This window comes from Thermoanaerobaculia bacterium (genome assembly GCA_018057705.1).
GTDB lineage: Bacteria > Acidobacteriota > Thermoanaerobaculia > Multivoradales > JAGPDF01 > JAGPDF01.
Genome location: JAGPDF010000080.1, coordinates 1 through 20,969, shown reverse-complemented (window position 1 = coordinate 20,969; position 20,969 = coordinate 1). Strand labels below are relative to the sequence as shown.

Here is a 20,969-nt window from a genome sequence, read left to right as displayed (position 1 = left end):
GCGAGCAGGGCGAGCGGTCGCTCGAGGCGGTCGACCACCCGTCCGATGGCGAAGCTGCCGACGGCGATCCCGAGCAGGAAGCCGAGCAGCATGAGGCTGAAGGCGTAGACGCTCGAGCCGAGATAGAAGACGAGGATGCGCGTCCAGAGGACCTCGAAGGCGAGGCTGGTCGCCCCCATGAGCGCCGCCGCGAAGAGGAGCTGCCGGTCGGGCCGTACCCTTCCGGAAGCGCCCGCGAAGGCGGCGCCTGCACGGTGGACGACTGCGGCGGCTGCGGCGGGAGCGCCGGGCCGCCCGGCGAGGGCGATGGCGCCGAGCGCGGCGGCGAAGTTGAGCGCCGCCGAGAGCAGCAGGCTGGCATGGAGGCCGAAGAGGGGAATCGTCAGGAAGCCCGCTCCGGCGACGCCGCAGACCGCGCCGAAAGTGTTCGCGCCGTAGAGCATGGCGGTGTCGCTGCCGATCTGTTGCTCCGGCCGGCGGGCCGCAGCGGGTTCTTCCACTGCCGAGTCGGGTGCCAGCCGCAGTCCGCGGACGATGAGCGGCAGCGTGCCGCCCATGAGCAGGGTCGGGGGCAGCAGGCAGAGGGCGGCGAGCCCGATCCGCAGCAGCACGAAACTCCAGGGTTCGCCGCCGCCGGCGCCGGTTGTTGCCCTCTCGACGGCGACATAGACGCCGGTCATCCCCTCGAAGAAGCGCGGCGAGAAGATCGCGAAAAGCCCGATGCCGACCTCGAGCAGCGCGTAGAGGGTCAACGGTCGCGGTGTGCGGTCGGCGAGACGGCCGAAGAGCCAGGCCCCCAACCCGAGGCCGGCCATGAAGACGGCGAGGAGCGTCGCGGTGGCGAGCGTCGTGTTGCCGAAGACCAGCGAGAGGTAGCGCAGCCAAGCCACCTGATCGATCAGCCCGGCGGCGCCCGATGCGAAAAAGAGCAGGGCCAGGACGAACCGCCGGCCGCGCCCGCGGCGCTCGCTCCCGTCGCTCTGCCGCCCTCCGTCTCCTACCCGCTGCTCAGGTGCCATAGATCAGGACGAGCACGGTGACTCCCCAGAGCGCGAGGTTGATGAGGAACGGCGGGTCATGGAGGATGGCCTCGGTCGGACTGGCGATGTCGGACTTCTGGTAGAGCAGGAAGAGAAAGCGGAAGATGCCGAAGAGGGCGAGGGGCACGGTCGCGACGAGATACGGCGTGCCGAGGCGGGCGGCCGTGCCGGGGTCGACGGCGTAGAGGGCGTACGAGACCACGGTCGAGGCGGTGACCACGTTGATCATCTGGTCGACGAAGGTCAGGTTGTAATGCTCGAGCACCGCCCGCGTCGAGGTACCGCTCACCGGCTGGAGGGCGAGCTCGTGGCGGCGCTTGGCGAAGCCGAGGAAGAGCGCCACGAAGATGGTGCACAACAGCAGCCAGGAGGAGACCTCGACGCCGATCGCCAGCGCGCCCGCCTCGACGCGCAGGACGAAGCCGAGCGCGATCGTCATCACGTCCACGATGACGAGGCGCTTGAGGCCGAGCGAGTAGAGTACGTTGAGAACGAGGTAGATGCCGAGGCAGGTGGAGAAGCCGGGGCCGAGACGCCAGGCGACGGCGAGGGCGGCGGCGGCGAGGAGGACGGCGGCTGCGAGGGCTGCGGGAGCGCCGAGAAGGCCGGCGGCGATCGGCCGCAGGCGCTTCACCGGATGCAGGCGGTCGGCTTCGCGGTCGCGCAGGTCGTTGAGCAGATAGATGGCGCTCGCCGCGGCGCAGAAGGCGGCGAAAGCCGCCGCAGAACGCAGGGCGAGATCGACGCGATCGAGCCGGTGCGCGAAGACGAGCGGCACGAGCACGAAGAGGTTCTTCACCCACTGCGCCGGGCGCAGGGAGCGAAGGAGGGCGGAGAGCATGGCGGCTATTCTAAGCGCGCGAACAGCCGGACACCGAGGCGAGCGGCTTTTGCTGGTCGCGTTGGCCGCGAGCTGGCTGTTTTTCGCCCTGCCGTTGGTGCTCGGCGAGAAGACCCTCATCCTGCGCGACGTCCTGACGACGCACCTTCCGATGAAGGCCTACGGTGCAGCGGCTCTCGCCCATGGAAGCGTCCCGGCGTTCGATACGACCCGGGCGCTCGGCCAACCGTTCGCTGGCAATCCGAACGCCCTGCCCTACTATCCCGGGAATCTCCTCTACCTTCTCCTGCCGTTCTGGAGCGCTTTCAACGCACACTACGTGCTGCACTGGCTGCTCGCCTTTCTGTCCTTCCGCAAACTGGCGCGGGAGCTCGACCAGAGCGGGCTGGCCGCGACCATGGCGGCCCTCACCTACGCCGGCTCGGGCTACGTTCTTTCCTGCCTCTCCTTCTACAACCTGATCGCGGTCGCCGCCTGGTTGCCGCTCGTCCTCTGGGGGCTGGCGCGCGGCGGCCGGCGCGGAACGCTCTGGGGTGGAGTCGCCTGCGGCCTGATGCTGCTCTCGGGGGAGCCGGTCACCGCCGCTCTCGCCGTCGTGCTCATGGCGCTGGTGGCGGTCGAGCGCCACGGCTGGAAGCGGGGGCTCGCCGCCTCCGCCGCAGTCGGCGGGCTCGGTCTGCTCGTCGCGCTGCCGCAGGTCGTGGCGGCGGCGCGCACGTTCGGCTTCACCTTTCGCGGGGCGCATGGGCTGCTCGCGGCGCAGGCCGCGAACCATGCCCTGCAGGTGCCGCGGCTGCTGGAGCTCTTCCTGCCGCTGCCCTGGGGGTGGCCCTCCGAGCTCGGGCGCTTCGGCCACTGGTCGAACGTCACGCCGATCACGCCCTACATCTACTCGCTGTACTTCGGCGTCGTCGCGCTGGCGGTCGCCCTCTGGGCGCTGCGTGAACGCTGGCGCTGGGCGCTGCTGGTCGGCGCGAGCCTGCTCCTCGCCATCGTCGGCGGGCACTCGGGCGAGCTCCTGCTGAAGCTCTCCGGCGGCCTCTTCCGCTATCCGCAGAAGCTCCTGTTGTGGACGACGGTCGGCGCGGCGCTCCTCGCCGGCTGGGGAGTCGATCGCCTGTTGAGGTCGGGAGAGGCCGGGGGCCGGAGGGAGTCGCCCGAAGATGGGCGCGGGCGCGCCGTATTCGGCCTGGCGGTTGGCGCCGGCCTGGCGGCCTGCACCGCGGGCGCTCTCTTCTTGTGGCGCGGTCCCGTGCGGGCGATGTTCGTCGCGGAGCTCGGCGCCGGCTCCGACGGGGTCGCTGCCACGCAGCAGACGCTGTGGTTGCTGGGCTGCGCGAGCGCGGCGCTGCTCGCCGCGGGAGCCGCATGGGCGATCGGGCGGCGCTGCGGCGTCGCGCTGGTGGGGCTCCAGGCGCTGGCGCTGCTGCAGCTCGCGCCGATGGTCGCCACGGACCGGGTCGACGCTTTGGCGCCGCCGGCGCCCTGGGTCGAGCGGCTGGGGAGCACCCGGTCCGTGGCACTGGTCTCGAACGCCTTTCCGCCGTGGACCAGGAGTGAATCGATGCGCGCCGCCGAGTCGATCGCCGAGGGCTGGCGCGATGCTCGGCTCGGGCTCGATCCGGCAACCGGGGCGCTCCATGGTCTGACCTATCCGTTGGCGCCCGACCTCGACGGCATCTTCTCGCCGCTGCAGGCGCTGCTCAACGACAATCTCGCGCGGTTCGGCTGGCCGGCGCGGATCCAGTGGCTGCGGCTGCTCGGTGCCGCCTGGCTGGTGCGAGCGGAGGACGGCCAGCCGCCTCCGCCGCTCGAGGAGGTGACCGCCGAGACGTACCTGCGTCGCCACGAGCTCTACCGGATTCCCGATCCGGCGCCGCTCGCCTTCTGGCCCCGCGAGGTCCTGGCGGCGGCGTCGCCGATCGCGGCGCTCGGCATGGTGAATCGCCTGCCGGATCCGCTCGCGACCGCGGTCGCGAGTCGCGCGGTCGAGCACCACCCCGAGGGGCGAGTGGAGATCCTCGCCGTCGAGGACGACCGTCTGCACCTCGCGGTGGCGAGCGCGGGCGGCCTCCTCGTCGTGCAGCGCGCCTATTTCCCCATCCTCGAGGCGCGGCTCGAGGACGGCCGGCGGCTCGCGACGCTGCCGGTCGACCTGGTTCTCCTGGGCGTCGAAGTGCCGGCCGGGCGGCACGAGATCCGGATCGGGACGTCGAGCCGGCCCGAGGCGATCGCCGGCATCGTCAGCCTGCTCGTCGCTGGCTGTGCCCTCCTCGTCGGCGGACGCCGACCGTGAAGCGCTTCGCGCCCCTCTTCGCCCTGCCGGGTGTGCTCCTCCTCGCCTGGCTGGTGGCGCCGCTCGCCACCGGGCGGCAGACCCTCATCCTGCGCGACGTCCTGCAGACCCACTTGCTCGACCGGATCGCGCTCGGCGAGAGTCTGCGCCGGTTCGAGCTGCCGCTCGTCGACACGCTGCGCGCCGGCGGACAGGCGCTGGCGGGCAACCTCAACGCCCTGCCGTTCTATCCCGACAATCTGCTGCTTCTCCTGGGCACGGGCGGGCAGGCGACGCTCTGGGCGCTGAACGCTCACTTCTGGTTGCACTGGTTCGTCGCCCTCGGGGCCGCGTTCTGGATGGCGCGCGCCTTCGGCCTTCCGCCGCCCGCGGCCTGGATGACGGCGACGGTCTACGCCTTCTCGGGCTACTTCACGAGCCAGTTGAACCTCTACAACACCGTCGCCGCCGCGGCGCTCGCACCCGCTCTCGTCGCGGCGGTGCTCGAAACGGCGCCGGGCAAGTCGCCGGCCACAGGGCGGCGCGGGCTCGCGGCGGCGGCGGTCGTCTGGGCGCTGCTCCTGCTGGGGGGTGAGCCGCTCCTCGCCCTGCTCGCTCTGGCCCTCGCCGGCGGGGCGCTCGCCCTGGTCGCGGGCCGGCGAGCGTTCTCGTCCGGCGGGTTGCGGCTCGGGCTCGGGCTCGCCGCCGGCACGCTCCTCGCGGCGCCGCAGATCGTCGAGATGGCGCGCATCCTGCCGCACTCCTTCCGCAGCAACGCCGCCTTCGGTGAGGCCCCGGCGATCGTCGGGAGTTTTCGCCCGGCGCATCTCGCCGACCTCTTCTTCCCGTTCTTCTTCGGCCGGCCGAGCCTCACGGAGGTTCTCGCACCCCAGCAGTTCGACGGCTATCCGCCGCTGCTCTTCACTCTCTATCCCGGCCTGCTGGCCCTGGCGCTCGCCGTCGCCGGCGCCGCGCGTGCCCTCCCCTCCGCGAAGTTCTCGCATGCCGCCCATGCCGCCCATGCCGCCGATACCGCCCCTGCCGGCAGCGTCGCCGCCGCCACGATCCCCGACGGCCGACGCCGGGCGGCGCTGTGGGGTGCCGGGGCGATCGCGGTGGCGCTGTTTTTCGCGCTCGGCCGCTTCAACCCGCTCGTCGAGGGGCTCTGGAGTCTGCCCTGGGGGAGGCTCCTGCGCTTCCCGGCGAAGTTCTGGCTGCTCGGCGCGGTCGGCGGGAGCCTGCTCTGCGGGCTCGGCTTCGAGAGCGCGATGGCCGACGGCCGGCGGCGGGTCGAGCGCCTCCTCGCCCTCTTCGCGGCCCTCTTCGCGCTCTTGCTGGCGTTCTCGATCGGCGCGCCGCGCGCGGTCGCCGGCGGACTCGCTTCGCTGCTGCAGCCGAATCTCCCGGCGCCGATCCTCGCTGGCGCGCTGGTGCGTCTCCAGGGACTGGCGCTGCTCTCGATCGCGCTGCTCGTCGTCGCTCTCCTGCTCCTGCGTCTCGGCCGACGGGCGCCCCTGCTCGCGGCCGGCGGCCTCGTCTGGCTGCACGCCGCGACGCAGGCCTGGGCGATGCTGCCCGCCGTGCCGATGGACGAGGTCGGGCCGTACCTCGAGCCGCCGCCCCTCCTCGCGGCGATTCCCGCCGGCAGCGTCGTCGTGCACGGAGCCAACCTCGACCTCTTCCGGCCGGGAACGATGTCGCAGGGCACCTATCCCGACGGGCGCATCCTCTGGCTGACGCGGCGTTCGGCGCGCGAGCTCTATCCGTTCGCGGCCCTCCTGCACGGGCTGCGGGCGGAGCTCGCGATCTCGCCCGAGGGTCTCGACAGCTTCCTCACCCAGGCGATCACCGTCGGTATCAAGGGCTTCCCGGACCGGCGCCGGATCGATCTCCTCGAGGCCCTCGGGGTGGACTACCTTCTGCTCGACCGCGAGCTCGCGCCGGAGGCGCGCGACCAGGTTCGCGAGATCGCCGCCGACCGGAACTTCGGCCAGACCGTGCGGCTCTACGAGCTCGCCGACCGTGCGCGCGAGGTCGAGTTCGCGACCCGGGTCATCCCTGCGCCACAGATGAACGCCGCGCTCGAGGCGATCTTCGACCCGGCGTTCGATCCGCACCGCACCGCGGTCGTTCCGGGCAGCGGCGGCGTGCGCGAGATGGTTTCGGGGAGCGCCGACACGGGCGTGGCAGTTGGCGCGGCGCAGAGCCCGTCGGCGCGGCTGGTCGCGAACCGCAGCGAGGAGGTCGTCGTCGAGGTCGAGGCGCCGGCCGCAGGGGTGCTCTTCGTGCGCCGCGCCTGGCTGCCGCTCTGGCGCGTCGCGATCGACGGCGCGCCCGCCCCGACGCTGATCGCGCAGGTCGCGCGCCTCGGTGTCGCGCTTCCGGCGGGTCGCCACCGGGTGCGGTTCTGGATCGACCGCCGTCCGCTCGCCGCGGGCTTCGGCCTCGCCGCGCTCGGCCTCGTGCTCCTCGTGCTCGTGCTGCGTTCGGTGCGCGTCCCCCGGACGGCGGCGCAGAGCGCCGGGGGCCACGAACGGGAGTGACCCGGGTGGTAGCATTCGCGGCGTCGAAGCCAGCGCCAGCCATGCGTCGCACGCCCGCCGGGAGAGCCGGGGAAACCGCGAGAGCCGAGTGACCCGTTTCCGCAAAGTCCTGATCGCCAACCGTGGCGAGATCGCCGTTCGCATCCTGCGCGCGCTGCGCGAGAAGGGGATCGTCGGCGCCGTCGCCTATTCCGACGCCGACCGCGAGTCGCTCGCGGTGCTCTCGGCCGATGAGGCCTACCGCATCGGGCCGGCGCCATCGCGCGAGAGCTATCTCAAGGCCGAGGCGCTGGTCGATCTGGCCGTGGAGATCGGCGCCGACGCGATCCATCCCGGCTACGGTTTCCTCTCCGAGCGCGCCGAGTTCTCGCGCCTGTGCCGCGACCGCGGCATCGTCTTCATCGGTCCGTCGCCGGAGGCGATCGCGGCAATGGGCGGCAAGGTCGAGGCGCGACGCCGGATGATCGCCGCCGGGGTGCCGGTCGTGCCGGGCTCGCCCGGGGCTCTGGTGGACTTCGCGGCGGCTTCGGCGTGCGCCGCGGAGATCGGCTACCCGGTGATCCTCAAGGCCTCGGCCGGTGGCGGCGGCAAGGGGATGCGCGTGGCGAGGAGCGATGCCGAGCTCGCCGAAGGCTACCGCCTGGCGCGCACCGAGGCCGGAGCGTCGTTCGGCGACGACTCGGTCTTCCTCGAGAAGTTCGTCGAGCGACCGCGGCACATCGAAATCCAGGTGCTCGGCGATCACCACGGCAAGGTCGTTTCCCTGGGCGAGCGCGAGTGCTCGCTCCAGCGCCGCCACCAGAAGGTGGTCGAGGAGGCGCCTTCCACGGTGGTGTCGCCGGAGTTGCGCCGCCGGATGGGCGAGGCGGCGGTCGCGGCGGCGAAGGCGGTCGGCTACACCAACGCCGGCACGTGCGAGTTCCTGCTCGACGCCGCCGGCAACTTCTATTTCCTGGAGATGAACACCCGCCTCCAGGTCGAGCATCCGGTGACCGAGATGGTGACCGGCCTCGACATCGTCATCGCCCAGCTCGCCATCGCGCAGGGGGAGCCTCTCGGACCCGAGTTCGATGACGTCGAGCCGCACGGGCATGCGATCGAGGTCCGCCTCTACGCCGAGGATCCGTTCCGCAAGTTCGCCCCGTCGCCGGGCAGGATCAAGCGCCTGCGGCTGCCGCAGGGCCCGGGAGTTCGCAACGACTCCGGTGTTTACGGCGGCTCCGAGATCTCGATCCATTACGATCCGATGATCGGCAAGCTCATCGTCTGGGGGCGCGACCGCGAAGAGTCGATGCAGCGGCTGGCGCGGGCGATCGACGAACTGCGCATCGTCGGCATCCGGACCAACGTGCCGCTGTTCCAGGCGCTCCTTGCGAACGCCGACTTCCGCGCCGCGCGGTTCGACATTCACTGGCTCGACCGCGTGCTCGAGAGCGGCGAGCTCGCTCCGCCGGGGGGCGACGAGATGCCCGAGATCGCCCTCATCGCGGCGGCGATCGTCCACTTCGAACGCAGCCAGCGGCAGGTGAGCGAGCTGCCGCAAGGCGCCGCACACCGCGGCGGCTGGCGGTCGGCGGCGCGCGAGGCGGCGCTTCGTCCCGGCGGAGGGAACTGAACATGCAGCTCGTCAGCCGCGTTGCCGGCAAGAGCGCGCCGCTCACGGTCGATCGGCATCAGGGCCGCTACGTCGTCGAGATCGGCGGCGTCCGCCACGATGTCGACACGCGGGCGCTCGGACCCTGGGTGCTGAGTCTGATCGTCGAGGGGGTGAGCCACGAGCTCGCCGTCGTCCGCGTCGGTGACGGCGCCTATGCGGTGGACTGGCGCGGCCGTTCGTTCGAAATCGAGCTGGTCGACCCGCTCACTCATCTCGCAGAGACTTCGCGCGGCGAGGCCGGCAAGCAGGGCAAGCGGGTCGTCAAGGCCTATATGCCCGGACGGGTCGTCGAGGTGCGGGTGCAGCCCGGCGACCGGGTGGAAGCCGGACAGCCGATGATCGTGCTCGAGGCGATGAAGATGCAGAACGAGATCCAGGCCGAGCGCTCCGGGCTCGTCAGCCGGGTCTTCGTCACCGCCGGCGAAGCGGTCGAGGGCGGCGATCCCCTGGTCGAAGTCGACTGACCTCCCGGCAGTTCCTGGCGGAACTTCTGCGACTCCCGGACGTACCTTCAGGAAACGACTCCACCGTTTCCGTCCGGGTCGAGGAGGCCAGAGCATGAATCCGTCCGCATCCACCCTGCACGCCGCGATTCTCTGTGCCTTCGTCCTCGCAAGCGCGCCGCCCCCTGCGCCGGCGCAGCCGGCCGGCCCGCCGCCAGCGCCCTGCAGCGGCGTCGAGCATCGCCAGTTCGACTTCTGGCTCGGCGAGTGGCAGGTGGAGGTGCCGGGAAAGCCGACGAACAAGAGCCGCATCACGAAGCTCTTCGGTGCCTGCGGCATCCGCGAGGAGTATTGGGCCGGCGGTGGCCAGTACGAAGGTTCGAGCTTCAACATGTACGACGCGCCGCGCAAGGTGTGGCACCAGACCTGGGTCGACAATCAGGGCGGTCTGTTGGCGCTCGAGGGCGGGATGCGTGGCGGCAGCATGGTGCTCGAAGGCCGGCAGCCCGGGCCGCAGGGCGGCGAGCAGACGAGCCGCATCACCTGGACGCCCAACCCCGACGGCACGGTGCGCCAGCACTGGGAGGTCTCCGCCGACGGTGGCAAGAGCTGGACGACCGCCTTCGACGGGCTCTATCGGCATCCGGCGCCGGCCGCCACTTCCAAGCCCTGAAGCGCGGCGCCCGGTTCCGACGCAGCCGCGCCTCAGAAGACGAAGCCGATCGAGCCGAGCCAGGCCTCTTCGTCGCCGAAGACCAGCGCCCGGTCGGGCGCGCGACGCCACTCGCGGTCGAGCTTCAGCACCCACGAGCTCGCGGGACGGTAGTTGAGCCCGAGTGTCAGGCGCTCTTCGCTGTTCTCCTCCCAGGTACCCTCGAGGGGTCCGGCGAGATCGACGCGCTCCACCTGACCGACCAGCGAGACCCGCGCCTCCGGAAAGAGCTCGCCGTGCCGCCCGCTGCGCAGGAGGCGGGTGAAGAGGTCGAGGGCGGCGCGGACGTACCAGCCTTCGAGCCGGGCGTCGGGCCCGACGGCCTGGCCGGCCGCGAAGTGGTCGAACTCGCCGGTCAGGCGCAGCGGGCCGACGACCGCCAGGGCGTCCACGGCCCAGCCCGACAGCGGCAGCTGCCCATCGTCGTCGTAGGCGCCGTCATAGCCGCTCATGCCGAGCTCGAAGGCGCCTCCGTACTTCCATCCGAGCCGCCCTACCAGCGCTTTGTTGTTGTTGTTGTCGGCACCGAACGGCTGGCGCGCCGCCCGCGTGCCGAGCGCCGTGACGTCCTCGTCCAAACCCGCCACGACCGCAGTGTCGTAGCGCAGGACCCATTCGCCGCCGAGCAGCACGGTCCCCGACAGGCCGAGGCCGTTGTCGGTCCAGTCCGACGGTGCCACCACGTAGGAGACCAGCGGCTTGGAGATGACGTCGCGATTCGGAGCGTAGTGGTCGACGTTGACGTTGCCGAACGGCACCAGCAGCGCGCCGGCCCGCAGGCTCATCCAATCGGTGAGTCGGAAGCTCGCCCAGGCCTGCTCGAGCAGGACCTCCCCCCCGCGCTCGCCCCCGACGGCGGCGGCGCGCTCGAACTCGAGCTCGGCAAAGAGCCCGAGGCGCGGATGCGGCTGCGCCGAGAGTACGAGCTCGAGCGACTCGGCGTCGAACGTCGAGTTGCTGCGCGACGTGTCTTCGACGGCGAAGGTGCCGTAAGTGGTCAGGTGGATCGCCCGCGTCTCCGCGCTCTCGATCGACCCGAGGGTCTCCGCTGTCATCGCCTGGGACTCGGAGAGCTCGGCGAGCCGGGTCTCGACTCCCGCCAGTGCCGCACCGAACTTCGCCAGCTCGGCTTCGGTCGCGGCGACGCGCGCTTCGAGGCCGGGAGTCGCCGCCGCCTTGAGCGCGGCGACCTCCGCCGCGAGCGTCGCCAGGTTCTGGCGCAAGGCCTGCACTTCGGCCGCGAGCGCCGTCTTCGCCGGATCCGGGGTGGGAGGCGAGGCGAAAAGGGCGGGCGCGAGCATCAGGCTCGAAAGGAAAGCCAGCGCGAGGCTTCTCATAGGTCGACCTCGAGGGAGAGCGCGTTCGTGATCTTGCCGGAGGCGTCGACGAGGACCAGGGCGTAGGTACCGATCGGAGCGTCCTCCTCGGGCAAGACCGAGAGCTCCAAGTCAGTGGCGCCGGTCCGCTTCGAACGCAGGACCCGGATCTGGCTGGTGCTCTTGCCGCCGCGGCGAAACTGCACGCTCCAGCCGTCGAGGAGCGGTTCTACGCGCAGTCGCACCGTGACTCCAGCGCCTCGCCGCAGAGACTTTGGAGCGATCGAAATCAGGCGAGGGGCGACGGTCGGAGGCGCACCGGACGGCGACTCCGAAAGGACGGCAGGAGCCGGAACGACGGCACTGCCCTGCGGCGGTGTCTCCGGCGGGGCCGTCGGGGTGGCCGTTGCCGCTGGTGCCGGCGCAGACTCCGCAGGGGTCGGACGCGCGACGATCTCCTCGAGCGCCGGTGCGCCCGCGGGTGTTTCGACCGGGCTGGCGCTCGAGGCGTCGCCGGCGGCCGGGAGTGGCGAGACCGCGGACCTTGCCGGTGACGCGGCGCTCTTTGCTTCGGAGGCGAGGGTTCGCGAAGGCGGCGGCGGAATGCTTGCGGTTGCCGGATCGGTGCTGACGACCGCAGCGGGCGCGACCGGGATCGGCGGCCCGTCGTCGCGCGACGAGCCGGCCGGCCGGTCCGCCGTTTCGCGCGCTTTCTCTCGCGACTCCGGGGGCGGCGCAGGGGGCGGTCCGAGGAGCCAGTAGGCCGCGCCGAGACCGGCGGCGACCAGGACTGCGGCGGCGGTCCACCGCAGCGGCCGCGTCCGTCCTTTCGGTCGGGCCTCGGTCGTGCCGGTCTCCATCCGGGTCGTCGGCGAAGTCGCGATCGCCGGCCCGGGCGCCGGTGCGGGGCCGGCGGCGAGCGCCGGCTCGGCCCGCTCGACCCGCTCGACCCCCCCGATCGCCGCGAGCAGGCGCTCGGGGCTCTCCGGACGGACCTGCGGATCTTTGGCCAGGCAGCGCATGACCTCCGTGGCGACCCCGGCCGGCGCCGAGGAGAATGCGGCGAGCGGTGCGGGCTCGACTTCGAGCACCCGTCGCAGGCAGGCGGCCACTGTGTCGGCACCGAACGGGTTGCGACCGCCGAAGAGCTCGTAGGCGACGAGACCGAGCGCGTACATGTCGGACCGCGGCGAGAACTTTCCGCTGCCCAGAAGCTCCGGAGCGAGATACTCGGGGGTGCCGAGGACGACGCCGGTGGCCGTCATGCGCGTGTTCTCGACCCGCGCGATCCCGAAGTCGAGGAGCTTGGCCTCGCCATCCGAGCGCACCAGTACGTTCGACGGCTTGAGGTCGCGATGCAACACGCCGCGCGAATGGGCGTAGGTGACCGCGCGACAGAGACCCGCGAGCACGCGCAGACGAGCCTCGGCGCCGTGGGGTTCGGACAGCCAGCGATCGAGGATCGTCCCTTCGACGTGCTCCATCACCAGGTAGGGCAGCTCACCGGCGAAGCCGAAGTCGTGGAGCAGGACGATGTTGGGATGCGAGAGCGAGCCGATCGTTCGCGCCTCCTGGAGGAAGCGCTCCTCCCCCTCCTCGACCTGGGGGCGCATGACCTTGATCGCCACGCGTCGCGCGATGAACGGATCCTCGGCAAGATAGACCGCTCCCATGGCGCCGCGGCCGAGCTCGCGCAGGATCCGGTACTTGCCGATCTCGGCAGGCGCGGCCATCAGCCTGCTCCTGCCGAGGTGCCGGCGAGGGGACCGCTGCCGCCGCGATCGCTGCGATCGCTGCGATCGCCGCGACCACTGCGGTCCCGGCGCTCGACGGTGAGGGCGGCGGCGATGAGGAGGCCGGCGACCAGCGAGGCCGCGACGAGGAGCATCCGGAAGGCGGTCTGGATGCCGGGCACGACCTCCTCGGCGAGGAGCGCCGTCAAACTGCGGTAGCCGATCGAGCCTGGCACCAGCATGAGGATGCCCGGCACCAGCGGGATCGAGCCCGGCAGGCGCCGCAAGCGCTCGTAGAGGCCGCTCGCCAGTCCCACCGCGAGGGCGCCCACGAACATGCCGACCTCGGGCTCGAGCATCTCGGCGCCGAGCCTGCCGGCGAAATAGCCCACCGCGCCGATGACGACGATCCACGGGATCTCGGTGCGCGGCGCGCGAAGCAGGACCGCGAGCCCGAGCGGCGCGAGGAGCAGCGCCGCGATCTGCAGCCAGGCCGGCGGGCCGAGCGAGATGGCAGCGGCCGCTGCTGCCGCTGCAGTCACCGCAGCCGGATCGGTCGAGGCGACCATCGCCCCCAGGGTGGCGACAGCCAGACGTCCGCCGATCGCGACTCCGAGGCCGATCATCAGGAACGTCACCAGCGCACCGGCGAAACGCGCCGTGCCCGAGGAGAGGTGTTCCGCTGCGAGCTCCGAGAGGGCGACGGTCAGGGTGTAGCCCGGCAGCAGCACGATGAGGCCGGCGACGGTGGCGATGTAGACCGAGAGCGGCGGCGCGAGCTGCGCCACCACCGCCGCGGTGAAGGCGGCGAAGGCGGCGGCGACCGGCACGAAGAGCCGCTCCGCCGCCGGCCGGCGCTCGGCGAGGAAGGCGGCGAGGCCGGTCACCAGGCCGACGAAGCCGGCCACCGCGACCTCGCGCAGTGAGCCGCCGAGGAAGACCGCGCTCGTCGCCGAGGCGAGTCCCCAGCAGAAGTAGGTGAGCTTGCGGCTGTAGCGCCGGGGACGCCGTGCGATCTCGGCGATCTCGGCACTCGCCGCTGCGGGCGAGGTCCGGCCATCGCGCACCCGTTCGAGCAGCCCTTCGAGGTCGGCTAATCGTCCGAGGTCGATCCCGGCGGGGTTCACCCGCTCGAGATGGGTGCGCTGCGTGGCGCCTTCGCCGAAGGCGATGAAGAGCGAGGTCGGGGTGGAGAAGAACTGTGCCGGCACCGCCAGGCGCTGGGCGACACTGGCGAGCGCCGCTTCGAGCTGTGGCGCGGAGAAGCCGGCCTCGTGCAGGGCGCGGCCGAGCCGGACGAGGAAGACGGCGGCGGAGCTCTCGTCCCTCCCGGTGGGCACGCCCTGCGAACCGTCGGCCGGAAGAGGTGCTACGAGGCCTCCTTGACCGCGGTGATGATGTCCTGGATCGCCTTCTTACCGTCGTTGAAGTACATCAGGCAGTTGTCGGCGGCGAAGAGCGGGTTGGGGATGCCGGCGAAACCGGGCGAGAGGCTGCGCTTGATGACGATCACGGTCTTCGCCTTGTGGGCCTGGATGATCGGCATGCCGGCGATCGGGCTCTTGGGATCGGTCTCGGCGACCGGGTTGACCACGTCGTTGGCACCGACCACGATGGCGACGTCGACCTGGTCCATTTCGCCGTTGATCTCGTCCATCTCCCGCAGCTTCTCGTACTCGATGTTGGCTTCGGCGAGCAGCACGTTCATGTGGCCCGGCATGCGGCCGGCGACCGGATGGATGGCGTACTCGACCTTGGTGCCCTTCTCCTCGAGGAGCCCCGCGAGCTGGCGCACGGTGTGCTGCGCCTGGGCGACCGCCATGCCGTAACCGGGGATGATCACGACGTGCTGCGCGCCGTCGAGCATGATCGCGATCTCTTCGGCCGAGGTCGCCTTGACGGTCTTGTAGACCTCATCGGCGTCGGGTGTTTCGGCGGTCGGGCCCATCGTGCCGAACAGGACGTTCGCCATCGATCGGTTCATCGCCTTGCACATGATCTGGGTGAGCACGATGCCGGAGGCTCCGACCAGCGAGCCGGCGACGATGAGCACCGAGTTGCCGATGACGAAACCGGTCGCGGCGCCGGCGAGGCCGGAGTAGGAGTTCAAGAGCGCGATCGCGACCGGCATGTCGGCGCCGCCGATCGAGATCGTGAGCAGCACGCCGAGCAGGCCCGAGACGGCGGCGAGCAGCCAGTAGAGCGGGATGTTCGACGGGTCGAGGACGAGCATCACGCCGAGCCCGAGGCTCGCCGCGGCGGCGAGCCACTTGCAGACGTCCATCCCCGGGAAGCGGTCCTTCTTGATCGTCAGCAGCCAGCCGATGAGCACGAAGGTCGCGGCGGTGAGCCAGCCGATCAACTTGTCACGGTCGCTGGCGGTGGGGCTCATGACGCCCACCCGGACGCCGTAGACGATGCCGATGAGGGCGGTCACGGCCGCGAAGCCGTATTTGACTGCCGTCTGCCACCCCTTGAGCTTCCACTTGACGGCCAGGAACTCGGCGAGCTTGCCGAAGGCGACATAGCTGCCGTAGAAGGTGACCGAGCCGATGAGGGCGGAGAACACCGTGGCGATCTCCTCCTGCAATCCCATGCCGGTGCCCGTGGCGAGCGCCTGCTGCGCTCCGATGAGGGCTGCGGCCCCGACCAGCACCGAGGCGCCGCCGCCGAAGCCGTTCAGGATGCCGACCATCTCGGGCATCGAGGTCATCTTGACCTTGGTCGCCATCAGCCAGCCGATGAGAGAGCCGACGCCGGCGCCGATCAGGATGTACGTCCAGGTCATCTCCTGGCCGAGCACGGTCGCGCCGATGGCGATCGCCATGCCGAGCGCGCCGACGTAGTTGCCGCGCACCGCGGTCTTGGGATGCGCCATCCACTTCAAGTCGATGATGAACAGGACGGCGGCGACGAGATAGGCGAGGTCGCGGAGATCTTGAATTTGCATGGCGGCGACCTCAGCGCTTCTTCTGGAACATGCCGAGCATGCGGTGGGTGACCACGAAACCGCCGACGACGTTGATCATGGCGAAGGCGACGGCGACGCCGGCGAGGATGTGGACCAGCTCGGGCACGTCGGGCTGGCCGGCGAGGATCAGCGCGCCGACGACGGTGATACCCGAGATGGCGTTCGAACCCGACATCAGAGGTGTGTGGAGCGTCGGCGGTACTCTGTTGATGACCTCGACCCCGACATAGATGGCGAGGACGAAAACGGTGAGCGCGGTGACGAAACTCATGAACCCTCCGGCAAGTCACGCCGGCGGCCGGAGAACCGGGAGCGGCGGTCGGTAGATCGGTCTGTCGCTGCCCTGCAGGAACCGGCGGTCGAGGGGAGTGCCCGCGATCGAGCCGGCTCGCCCCGGGAAGTGACCCCGCCCGAGCCTTTGGGGGAGCCGTTTCGGAGCACGAAGGCAACCTACCACAGGCTTTCCGGAGCCCAGACCACCCGTCGGGTCGGGGAGATCGCGCTCCGGCCGGGACCGGCGGGCAGGGCCGGAGCTTCGATAGACTCAGGGGCATGATGCGTCCCGCGCCGTGGGGGGAACTCTCCCTGCGGATCGCCGAACACCCGCTCTTCACCTCGTTCGCTTCCCACCTCGCCGCCGGGCGTGGGCGCGCCACGCGTCTGCCGCCGGCGGCCGCCGCCTGGGTCTTCGACCTCATCGCCGAACAGGTCGGACGGCCGGTCGTGGTCGTCGTGCCGCACGAGTCGGACGCCTTCGCCTGGCTCGAGAGCCTTCGCCTGGTCGCGGGGGAGGGGGTCGGCGGCTACTTCGCGACGCCTTCGCTCTCGCCCTATCAGGAGGCCGAGGCCTCGTTGACGGTGCGCGCCCAGGAGGTCACGGCGCTCGCCGATGCCCTCGCGGGCCGCCTGCGGGCGCTGCTCGTCACGCCGCGCGCCCTGTTCCGGCGGCTGCCGGAGGCCTCCGGTCTCTCGCCGGTCCGGCTCGCCCGCGGCGACGAGATCGACCTCGACGAGCTCGCTCTCCGGCTGACCGCGCTGGGCTACCGGCGCGTCGATCTGGTCGGCGAGGTCGGCGATTTCGCGGTGCGGGGCGGCGTCTTCGACCTCTTCGCGGCCGGCGACGAGGAGCCTCTGCGGCTCGACCTCTTCGGCAACGAGATCGAGAGCCTCCGGCGCTTCGAGGTCGAGTCCCAGCGATCGCACGACGAGCTCCGCGAGGCCGCGGTCCTGCCGCTGGCGCTCTTCCCCGAGGGGCCGGATTCCGCCCGCAGGCTCGCCAGAGTGCTTGCCGACGTGGCGGGCGAGGAGCCCGGGCGCGAGACCCGCGATCACCTCGCCACCCTCGCCGACGGCGGGCAGTTCGCGGGCTGGGAGAACCTCCTGCCGCTCCTCGCCCCGCGCACCCTGACGCTCGCCGACCTTCTGCCCGACGCCCTCTGGGTGGCCCTCGATCCGGCCGCGCTCGCCGCCGAAGTGACTCATCACGGCCAGCGCCTGGCGGAGGAGTTCGCGGCGCGGCGCGAGCATCAGCGTTTCGCGCTCGAGCCGGCTTTGCTCGAGCATCCGGTCGAGGCGGTGCTGGCGCTCGTCGAAGGGGCGAAGGCGGAGGTGGTGCCGCTCGCGGCTCCGGGCGAAGCGGTCGACTTCGGCGTGCTCACGACCGATCTCTTCCACGGCCAGCTGCCGCGCTTTCCCAACGAGGTCGCGGCGACCCGGGCGCGCGGCGAGCGCCTCCTGCTGGTCGCGCCGCAGGAGCGCCACGCCGCCCTGGGCGAGCTCCTCGAGGGGCGCGACGTCGTCCTCGGGCGCGGCGGCGTCGAGATCGTCACAGGGGAGGTCGAACGCGGCTATCGGTTGCCGGCCGCCGGGGTGGCGATCTACGGCGAGACGCAGCTCCTGCCCCGGCCGATGGCCCGGGGCAAGCGCGGCAAGGGTCGCTTCGGGCCGTTCCTCGCGACGCTGCGCGATCTCAAGGTCGGCGACCATGTCGTCCACAACGACCACGGCATCGGGCAGTTCGTAGCGCTGCGCTCGGTCGGCGGGCCCGGCGGCGCCGCTCCTGGCGGCGATGGCGCGGCGGCGCTGCCAGCCTCGATGCGCAAGCTCGCCGGGCCGGCGACCGCCGACAACGAGGTCATGGAGATCCTCTATGCCGGCGGCAAGCGCCTTCTCGTGCCGCTCGCCCGCCTCGATCTGATCCAGAAGTACAGCGGCATCGAAGGCATCGCGCCGCGGCTCGACCAGCTCGGCGGCTCGTCCTGGAACAAGACCAAGTCGAAGGTCCGTACCGGCATGCGCGACATGGCGGAGGAGCTACTCAAGCTCTACGCCGAACGCCAGCTCGCCCGGGCGCCGATCCTCGCCGGCTCGACCGACCTCGAACGCCAGTTCGCGGCGGCGTTCCCGTTCGACGAGACGCCCGACCAGGCCGATGCGATCGCCGTCGTCCTCGAGGATCTCGGCCAATCGAAGCCGATGGACCGGCTGCTGTGCGGTGACGTCGGCTTCGGCAAGACCGAGGTCGCCATGCGCGCCGCGTTCCGTGCCGTCGATGCCGGCTACCAGGTCGCCGTGCTGGCGCCGACGACGATCCTGGCGGACCAGCATCTCGAGGTCTTCACCCGGCGCTTCGAGGGCTTTCCGGTCACCATCGAGCGCATCTCGCGCCTGCGGGTCGGAAAGGACCTGAAGGACTTGAAGACGCGGATCGCCGCGGGCAAGGTGGACATCACGCTCGGCACGCATCGACTGCTTTCGAAGGATGTCGAGTTCGATCGCCTCGGCCTGGTCATCGTCGACGAGGAGCAGCGCTTCGGCGTCGCCCAGAAGGAGCGCCTGAAACAGCTCAAGAAGAACGTGCACGTGCTCGCCATGTCGGCGACGCCGCTGCCCAGAACCCTGCAGCTCTCGCTCGCCGGCGTGCGCGACATGGTGGTCATCGAAACGCCGCCCAAGGACCGGATGGCGATCGAGACCGCGGTGCTGCCGTTCTCGGAGGAGCTGGTCCGCGAGGCGATCGAATACGAGCTGCAGCGCGGCGGACAGGTGTTCTACGTCTACAACCGGGTCGAATCGATCGAGCAGATGGCGGGCGTCCTGCGCGAGCTCATCCCGGGTCTGCGCATCACCATCGGCCACGGCCAGCTCGACGAGCGCGAGCTCTACCGCCGCATGCACGCCTTCACGGCGAGGGAGTACGACGTGCTGCTCGCCACGACGATCATCGAGAACGGGATCGACATTCCGACCGTGAATACGATGATCATTCACCGCGCCGACCGTTTCGGCCTGGCGCAGCTCTATCAGCTGCGCGGCCGGGTCGGCCGCAGCCGCGAGCTGGGGTACTGCTACCTGCTCGTTCCCCCGGACGCCCCGCTCACCGAGGAGGCGCGCCGAAGGCTCGAGGCGCTGCGCGAGTTCACCGAGCTGGGAGCCGGCTTCCGCATCGCCGGGCGCGACCTCGAGATCCGCGGCGCCGGCAATCTCCTCGGCGGCGAGCAGAGCGGTCACATCGCCGAGCTCGGCATCGAGACCTATCTCAAGATGCTCGAAGAGACCGTGCGCGAGCTCAAGGGCGACACCGTGGAGGAGGGCCCCAGCGTGGCCCTCGACCTGCCGCTCACGATGACGATTCCGAAGGACTACATCACCGACGAGAACCTGCGCATGGAGATCTACCGCAAGCTCGCCACCGCCGAGCTGCCGCGCCAGGAGCTGCTCGAGGAGCTCACCGACCGCTTCGGCAAGCCGCCGAAGGCGGTGCTCGCGCTGCTCGACCTCGTCGACTTGAAGCGCGCCGCCGAGGCCCTGCGGGTGCAGGCGATCTCGGCCAGCGGGGGCCAGCTGATCTTCCGTCTGCGCCGGGACGCGAGAATCGATGTCGACCGCCTGATCCGCTACGTCTCGACCCGCGCCGGCGCGGCGTTCAGCCCGACCGGCGTGCTCACGCTGGATCTCCCCGCCGGGATGTCGGTCATCGACGCGGCTCGCGGCGTGCTGGCGGAGCTCGCGGCGTGAGAAGGCCCGCGACGGTCGCGTGGCTGGGTCTCGCGCTCGCCGCGCTGTGCTCCGCAGGCTGCCGGCAGCGGCAGCCGCTGCCCTCTCCGGACCTGGTGGCCAAGGTCGGCCCTCGCGAGCTCAAGGCGGCGGCGTTCGAGGCCTACCTGGAGCGCAATCTCGGCGAGTCCGGCGGCGGCCTCGCGAGCGAAGTGCTGACCCGGCTCTTCGACCAGTTCGTGCGCGAGGAGATGCTCGCCATGCTGGCGCGCGAGCGCAATCTGATCGACGCCACGGTGCCGGCCGCCGCGGCGGTCGAGCCGCTCCTGGCCGCGAGCCCTTCGCCGGAGCCGACCGCGGCCGAGATCGCGGCCTACTTCGCCGCCCACTCGCCCGAGTTCGCGCGGCCGGCGCGCGTGCATCTGCGCCAGATTCTCGTCGACGACCGGCTGGTGGCCGAACGCGCGCGCCGCGAGCTCATCGCGGGCCTGCCCTTCGAAGGCGTGCTCCGCAAGGTCAGCGTCCCGGACTCGGCGCCGGCCGGCGGCGACCAGGGAATCCTGGCGCGCGACGAGCTGCCGCCGGCGTTCGCGGATCTGATCTTCCGCCTGGAGGTGGGCAAGGTGAGCGACGTCCTCGCCGCCGACTACGGCTTTCACCTCTTCCAGGTGGTCGAGCGCTGGCCCGCCGAGAGCCCCACCCTCGCCCAGGTCGAACCCGAGATTCGTCAGCGGCTCCGGCAGGAGAGCGCCGACAGGCGTCTCGAAGCCCTGTTCGCCGATGCGCAGAGCCGTTACACTGTCGTGGTGTACGACCGCAACCTGCCGTTCAACTACCGGGGATCCTTCCCGATATCGAGGCCGCATGAAGAGCGTTGAGTTCGTGAAGCGAACCGTCTGTGCCGTCCTGGTGTTGTCGGCGTTCCCCGGCGCCGCTGCCGTGCCGCTTTTCGCGGAGGATCTGAACGCCATCATTCTGCGCGTCAACGACGAGATCAGCACCTACTACGACTATCGCGAGCGCAAGTCGGCGCGCGTTCGGGCGATCCAGGAGTCCGAGCTCGCGCTCGAGGAGAGGCAGCAGCTCGAGGCGGATGCCGGCAAGGCGACGATGCGCGAGATCCTGGACGAAATGCTGCTCCTGTCGCGCGCCCGGCAGCTGGTCATCGAACCCTCGAAGGGCGAGCTCGACGAGGCCATGGACGCGACCCGCAACCGCATGGGTCTCACGACCGAGGACGCTTTCGCCAAGGCGCTGCGGAGCGCCGGCATGTCGCTCGAGGACTTCCGCGAGCGCACGTCGAGGTCGATCCGCGTCAACGCCGTCATCCAGCGCGAGGTGCGCGCCAAGGTGGAGGTCGACGACGAATGGCTGCAGCGCACCTATCGCGAGCGCCAGGAGGAGTTCCGCGTTCCAGCCAAGGCCAAGGTGCAGGAGATCGT

15 protein-coding genes are annotated in these 20,969 nt (G+C 71.1%); 8 read left to right on the top strand and 7 right to left on the bottom strand.

The window, feature by feature from the left end; all coding sequences use genetic code 11:
• Together KBI44_18130 and KBI44_18125 are read right to left on the bottom strand one after the other, a co-directional pair.
• A partial coding sequence (locus tag KBI44_18130) for a hypothetical protein (protein ID MBP9146403.1) occupies positions 1-1,019 on the bottom strand: 1,019 nt, incomplete at its 3' end.
• Entirely contained in the window at positions 1,009-1,881 is an 873-nt protein-coding gene (locus KBI44_18125; GenBank protein ID MBP9146402.1) for a decaprenyl-phosphate phosphoribosyltransferase, read from the bottom strand. The genes KBI44_18125 and KBI44_18130, both read right to left, overlap by 11 nt.
• Before the next feature lie 49 nt (positions 1,882-1,930).
• On the opposite strand from KBI44_18125, the gene KBI44_18120 reads away from it, so the two are divergent.
• The 5 genes from KBI44_18120 to KBI44_18100 all read left to right on the top strand — a co-directional run bounded on the left by KBI44_18120 (position 1,931) and on the right by KBI44_18100 (position 9,472).
• Entirely contained in the window at positions 1,931-4,177 is a 2,247-nt protein-coding gene (locus KBI44_18120) for a hypothetical protein (protein MBP9146401.1), read from the top strand.
• A complete protein-coding gene (locus KBI44_18115; GenBank protein ID MBP9146400.1) occupies positions 4,174-6,699 on the top strand; it encodes a hypothetical protein in 2,526 nt (841 codons plus the stop codon). Before KBI44_18120 ends, KBI44_18115 begins: the two co-directional genes overlap by 4 nt.
• Positions 6,700-6,787: 88 nt before the next feature.
• Complete coding sequence (locus KBI44_18110; GenBank protein MBP9146399.1) at positions 6,788-8,314, top strand: acetyl-CoA carboxylase biotin carboxylase subunit; 1,527 nt, start codon at positions 6,788-6,790, stop codon at positions 8,312-8,314.
• A 2-nt stretch (positions 8,315-8,316) separates the two neighbouring features.
• Positions 8,317-8,820: a biotin/lipoyl-binding protein gene (locus tag KBI44_18105; protein ID MBP9146398.1), complete on the top strand. Its 504-nt coding sequence runs from the start codon at positions 8,317-8,319 to the stop codon at positions 8,818-8,820.
• Between the two features lie 94 nt (positions 8,821-8,914).
• On the top strand, positions 8,915-9,472 hold the full coding sequence (locus tag KBI44_18100; protein MBP9146397.1) for a hypothetical protein: 558 nt from the start codon (positions 8,915-8,917) through the stop codon (positions 9,470-9,472).
• A gap of 32 nt (positions 9,473-9,504) precedes the next feature.
• Here KBI44_18100 and KBI44_18095 read toward each other — a convergent pair whose 3' ends face one another.
• The 5 genes from KBI44_18095 to KBI44_18075 are packed head-to-tail and all read right to left on the bottom strand — an operon-like array spanning position 9,505 to position 15,802.
• Complete coding sequence (locus KBI44_18095; GenBank protein MBP9146396.1) at positions 9,505-10,848, bottom strand: hypothetical protein; 1,344 nt, start codon at positions 10,846-10,848, stop codon at positions 9,505-9,507.
• Entirely contained in the window at positions 10,845-12,560 is a 1,716-nt protein-coding gene (locus KBI44_18090) for a protein kinase (GenBank protein ID MBP9146395.1), read from the bottom strand. Before KBI44_18090 ends, KBI44_18095 begins: the two co-directional genes overlap by 4 nt.
• On the bottom strand, positions 12,560-13,900 hold the full coding sequence (locus tag KBI44_18085) for a threonine/serine exporter family protein (GenBank protein ID MBP9146394.1): 1,341 nt from the start codon (positions 13,898-13,900) through the stop codon (positions 12,560-12,562). Before KBI44_18085 ends, KBI44_18090 begins: the two co-directional genes overlap by 1 nt.
• A gap of 29 nt (positions 13,901-13,929) precedes the next feature.
• Positions 13,930-15,510, bottom strand: a complete 1,581-nt coding sequence (locus KBI44_18080) for an NAD(P)(+) transhydrogenase (Re/Si-specific) subunit beta (protein ID MBP9146393.1) — start codon at positions 15,508-15,510, stop codon at positions 13,930-13,932.
• A 10-nt stretch (positions 15,511-15,520) separates the two neighbouring features.
• The gene (locus KBI44_18075) at positions 15,521-15,802 is read right to left on the bottom strand and encodes an NAD(P) transhydrogenase subunit alpha (protein MBP9146392.1); all 282 of its coding nucleotides are present in this window, start codon (positions 15,800-15,802) and stop codon (positions 15,521-15,523) included.
• Between the two features lie 281 nt (positions 15,803-16,083).
• Between KBI44_18075 and mfd the strand changes: the two genes are divergently transcribed.
• From mfd to KBI44_18060, 3 genes are all read left to right on the top strand, one after another.
• Positions 16,084-19,548, top strand: a complete 3,465-nt coding sequence (gene mfd / locus KBI44_18070) for a transcription-repair coupling factor (protein ID MBP9146391.1) — start codon at positions 16,084-16,086, stop codon at positions 19,546-19,548.
• A complete protein-coding gene (locus KBI44_18065; GenBank protein ID MBP9146390.1) occupies positions 19,545-20,405 on the top strand; it encodes a peptidylprolyl isomerase in 861 nt (286 codons plus the stop codon). The genes mfd and KBI44_18065 overlap by 4 nt, the downstream gene beginning before the upstream one ends.
• The coding region (locus KBI44_18060; protein ID MBP9146389.1) for a SurA N-terminal domain-containing protein at positions 20,392-20,969 on the top strand (578 nt) is incomplete at its 3' end. The genes KBI44_18065 and KBI44_18060, both read left to right, overlap by 14 nt.

Bases quoted from the DNA above. Each gene is read 5' to 3' on its own strand.
- KBI44_18105 (MBP9146398.1), top strand. From the start codon at position 8,317: ATGCAGCTCGTCAGCCGCGTTGCCGGCAAGAGCGCGCCGCTCACGGTC.
- mfd (MBP9146391.1), top strand. From the start codon at position 16,084: ATGATGCGTCCCGCGCCGTGGGGGGAACTCTCCCTGCGGATCGCCGAA.
- KBI44_18095 (MBP9146396.1), bottom strand. From the start codon at position 10,848: ATGAGAAGCCTCGCGCTGGCTTTCCTTTCGAGCCTGATGCTCGCGCCC.
- KBI44_18075 (MBP9146392.1), bottom strand. From the start codon at position 15,802: ATGAGTTTCGTCACCGCGCTCACCGTTTTCGTCCTCGCCATCTATGTC.
- KBI44_18090 (MBP9146395.1), bottom strand. From the start codon at position 12,560: ATGGCCGCGCCTGCCGAGATCGGCAAGTACCGGATCCTGCGCGAGCTC.
- KBI44_18125 (MBP9146402.1), bottom strand. From the start codon at position 1,881: ATGCTCTCCGCCCTCCTTCGCTCCCTGCGCCCGGCGCAGTGGGTGAAG.
- KBI44_18080 (MBP9146393.1), bottom strand. From the start codon at position 15,510: ATGCAAATTCAAGATCTCCGCGACCTCGCCTATCTCGTCGCCGCCGTC.
- KBI44_18100 (MBP9146397.1), top strand. From the start codon at position 8,915: ATGAATCCGTCCGCATCCACCCTGCACGCCGCGATTCTCTGTGCCTTC.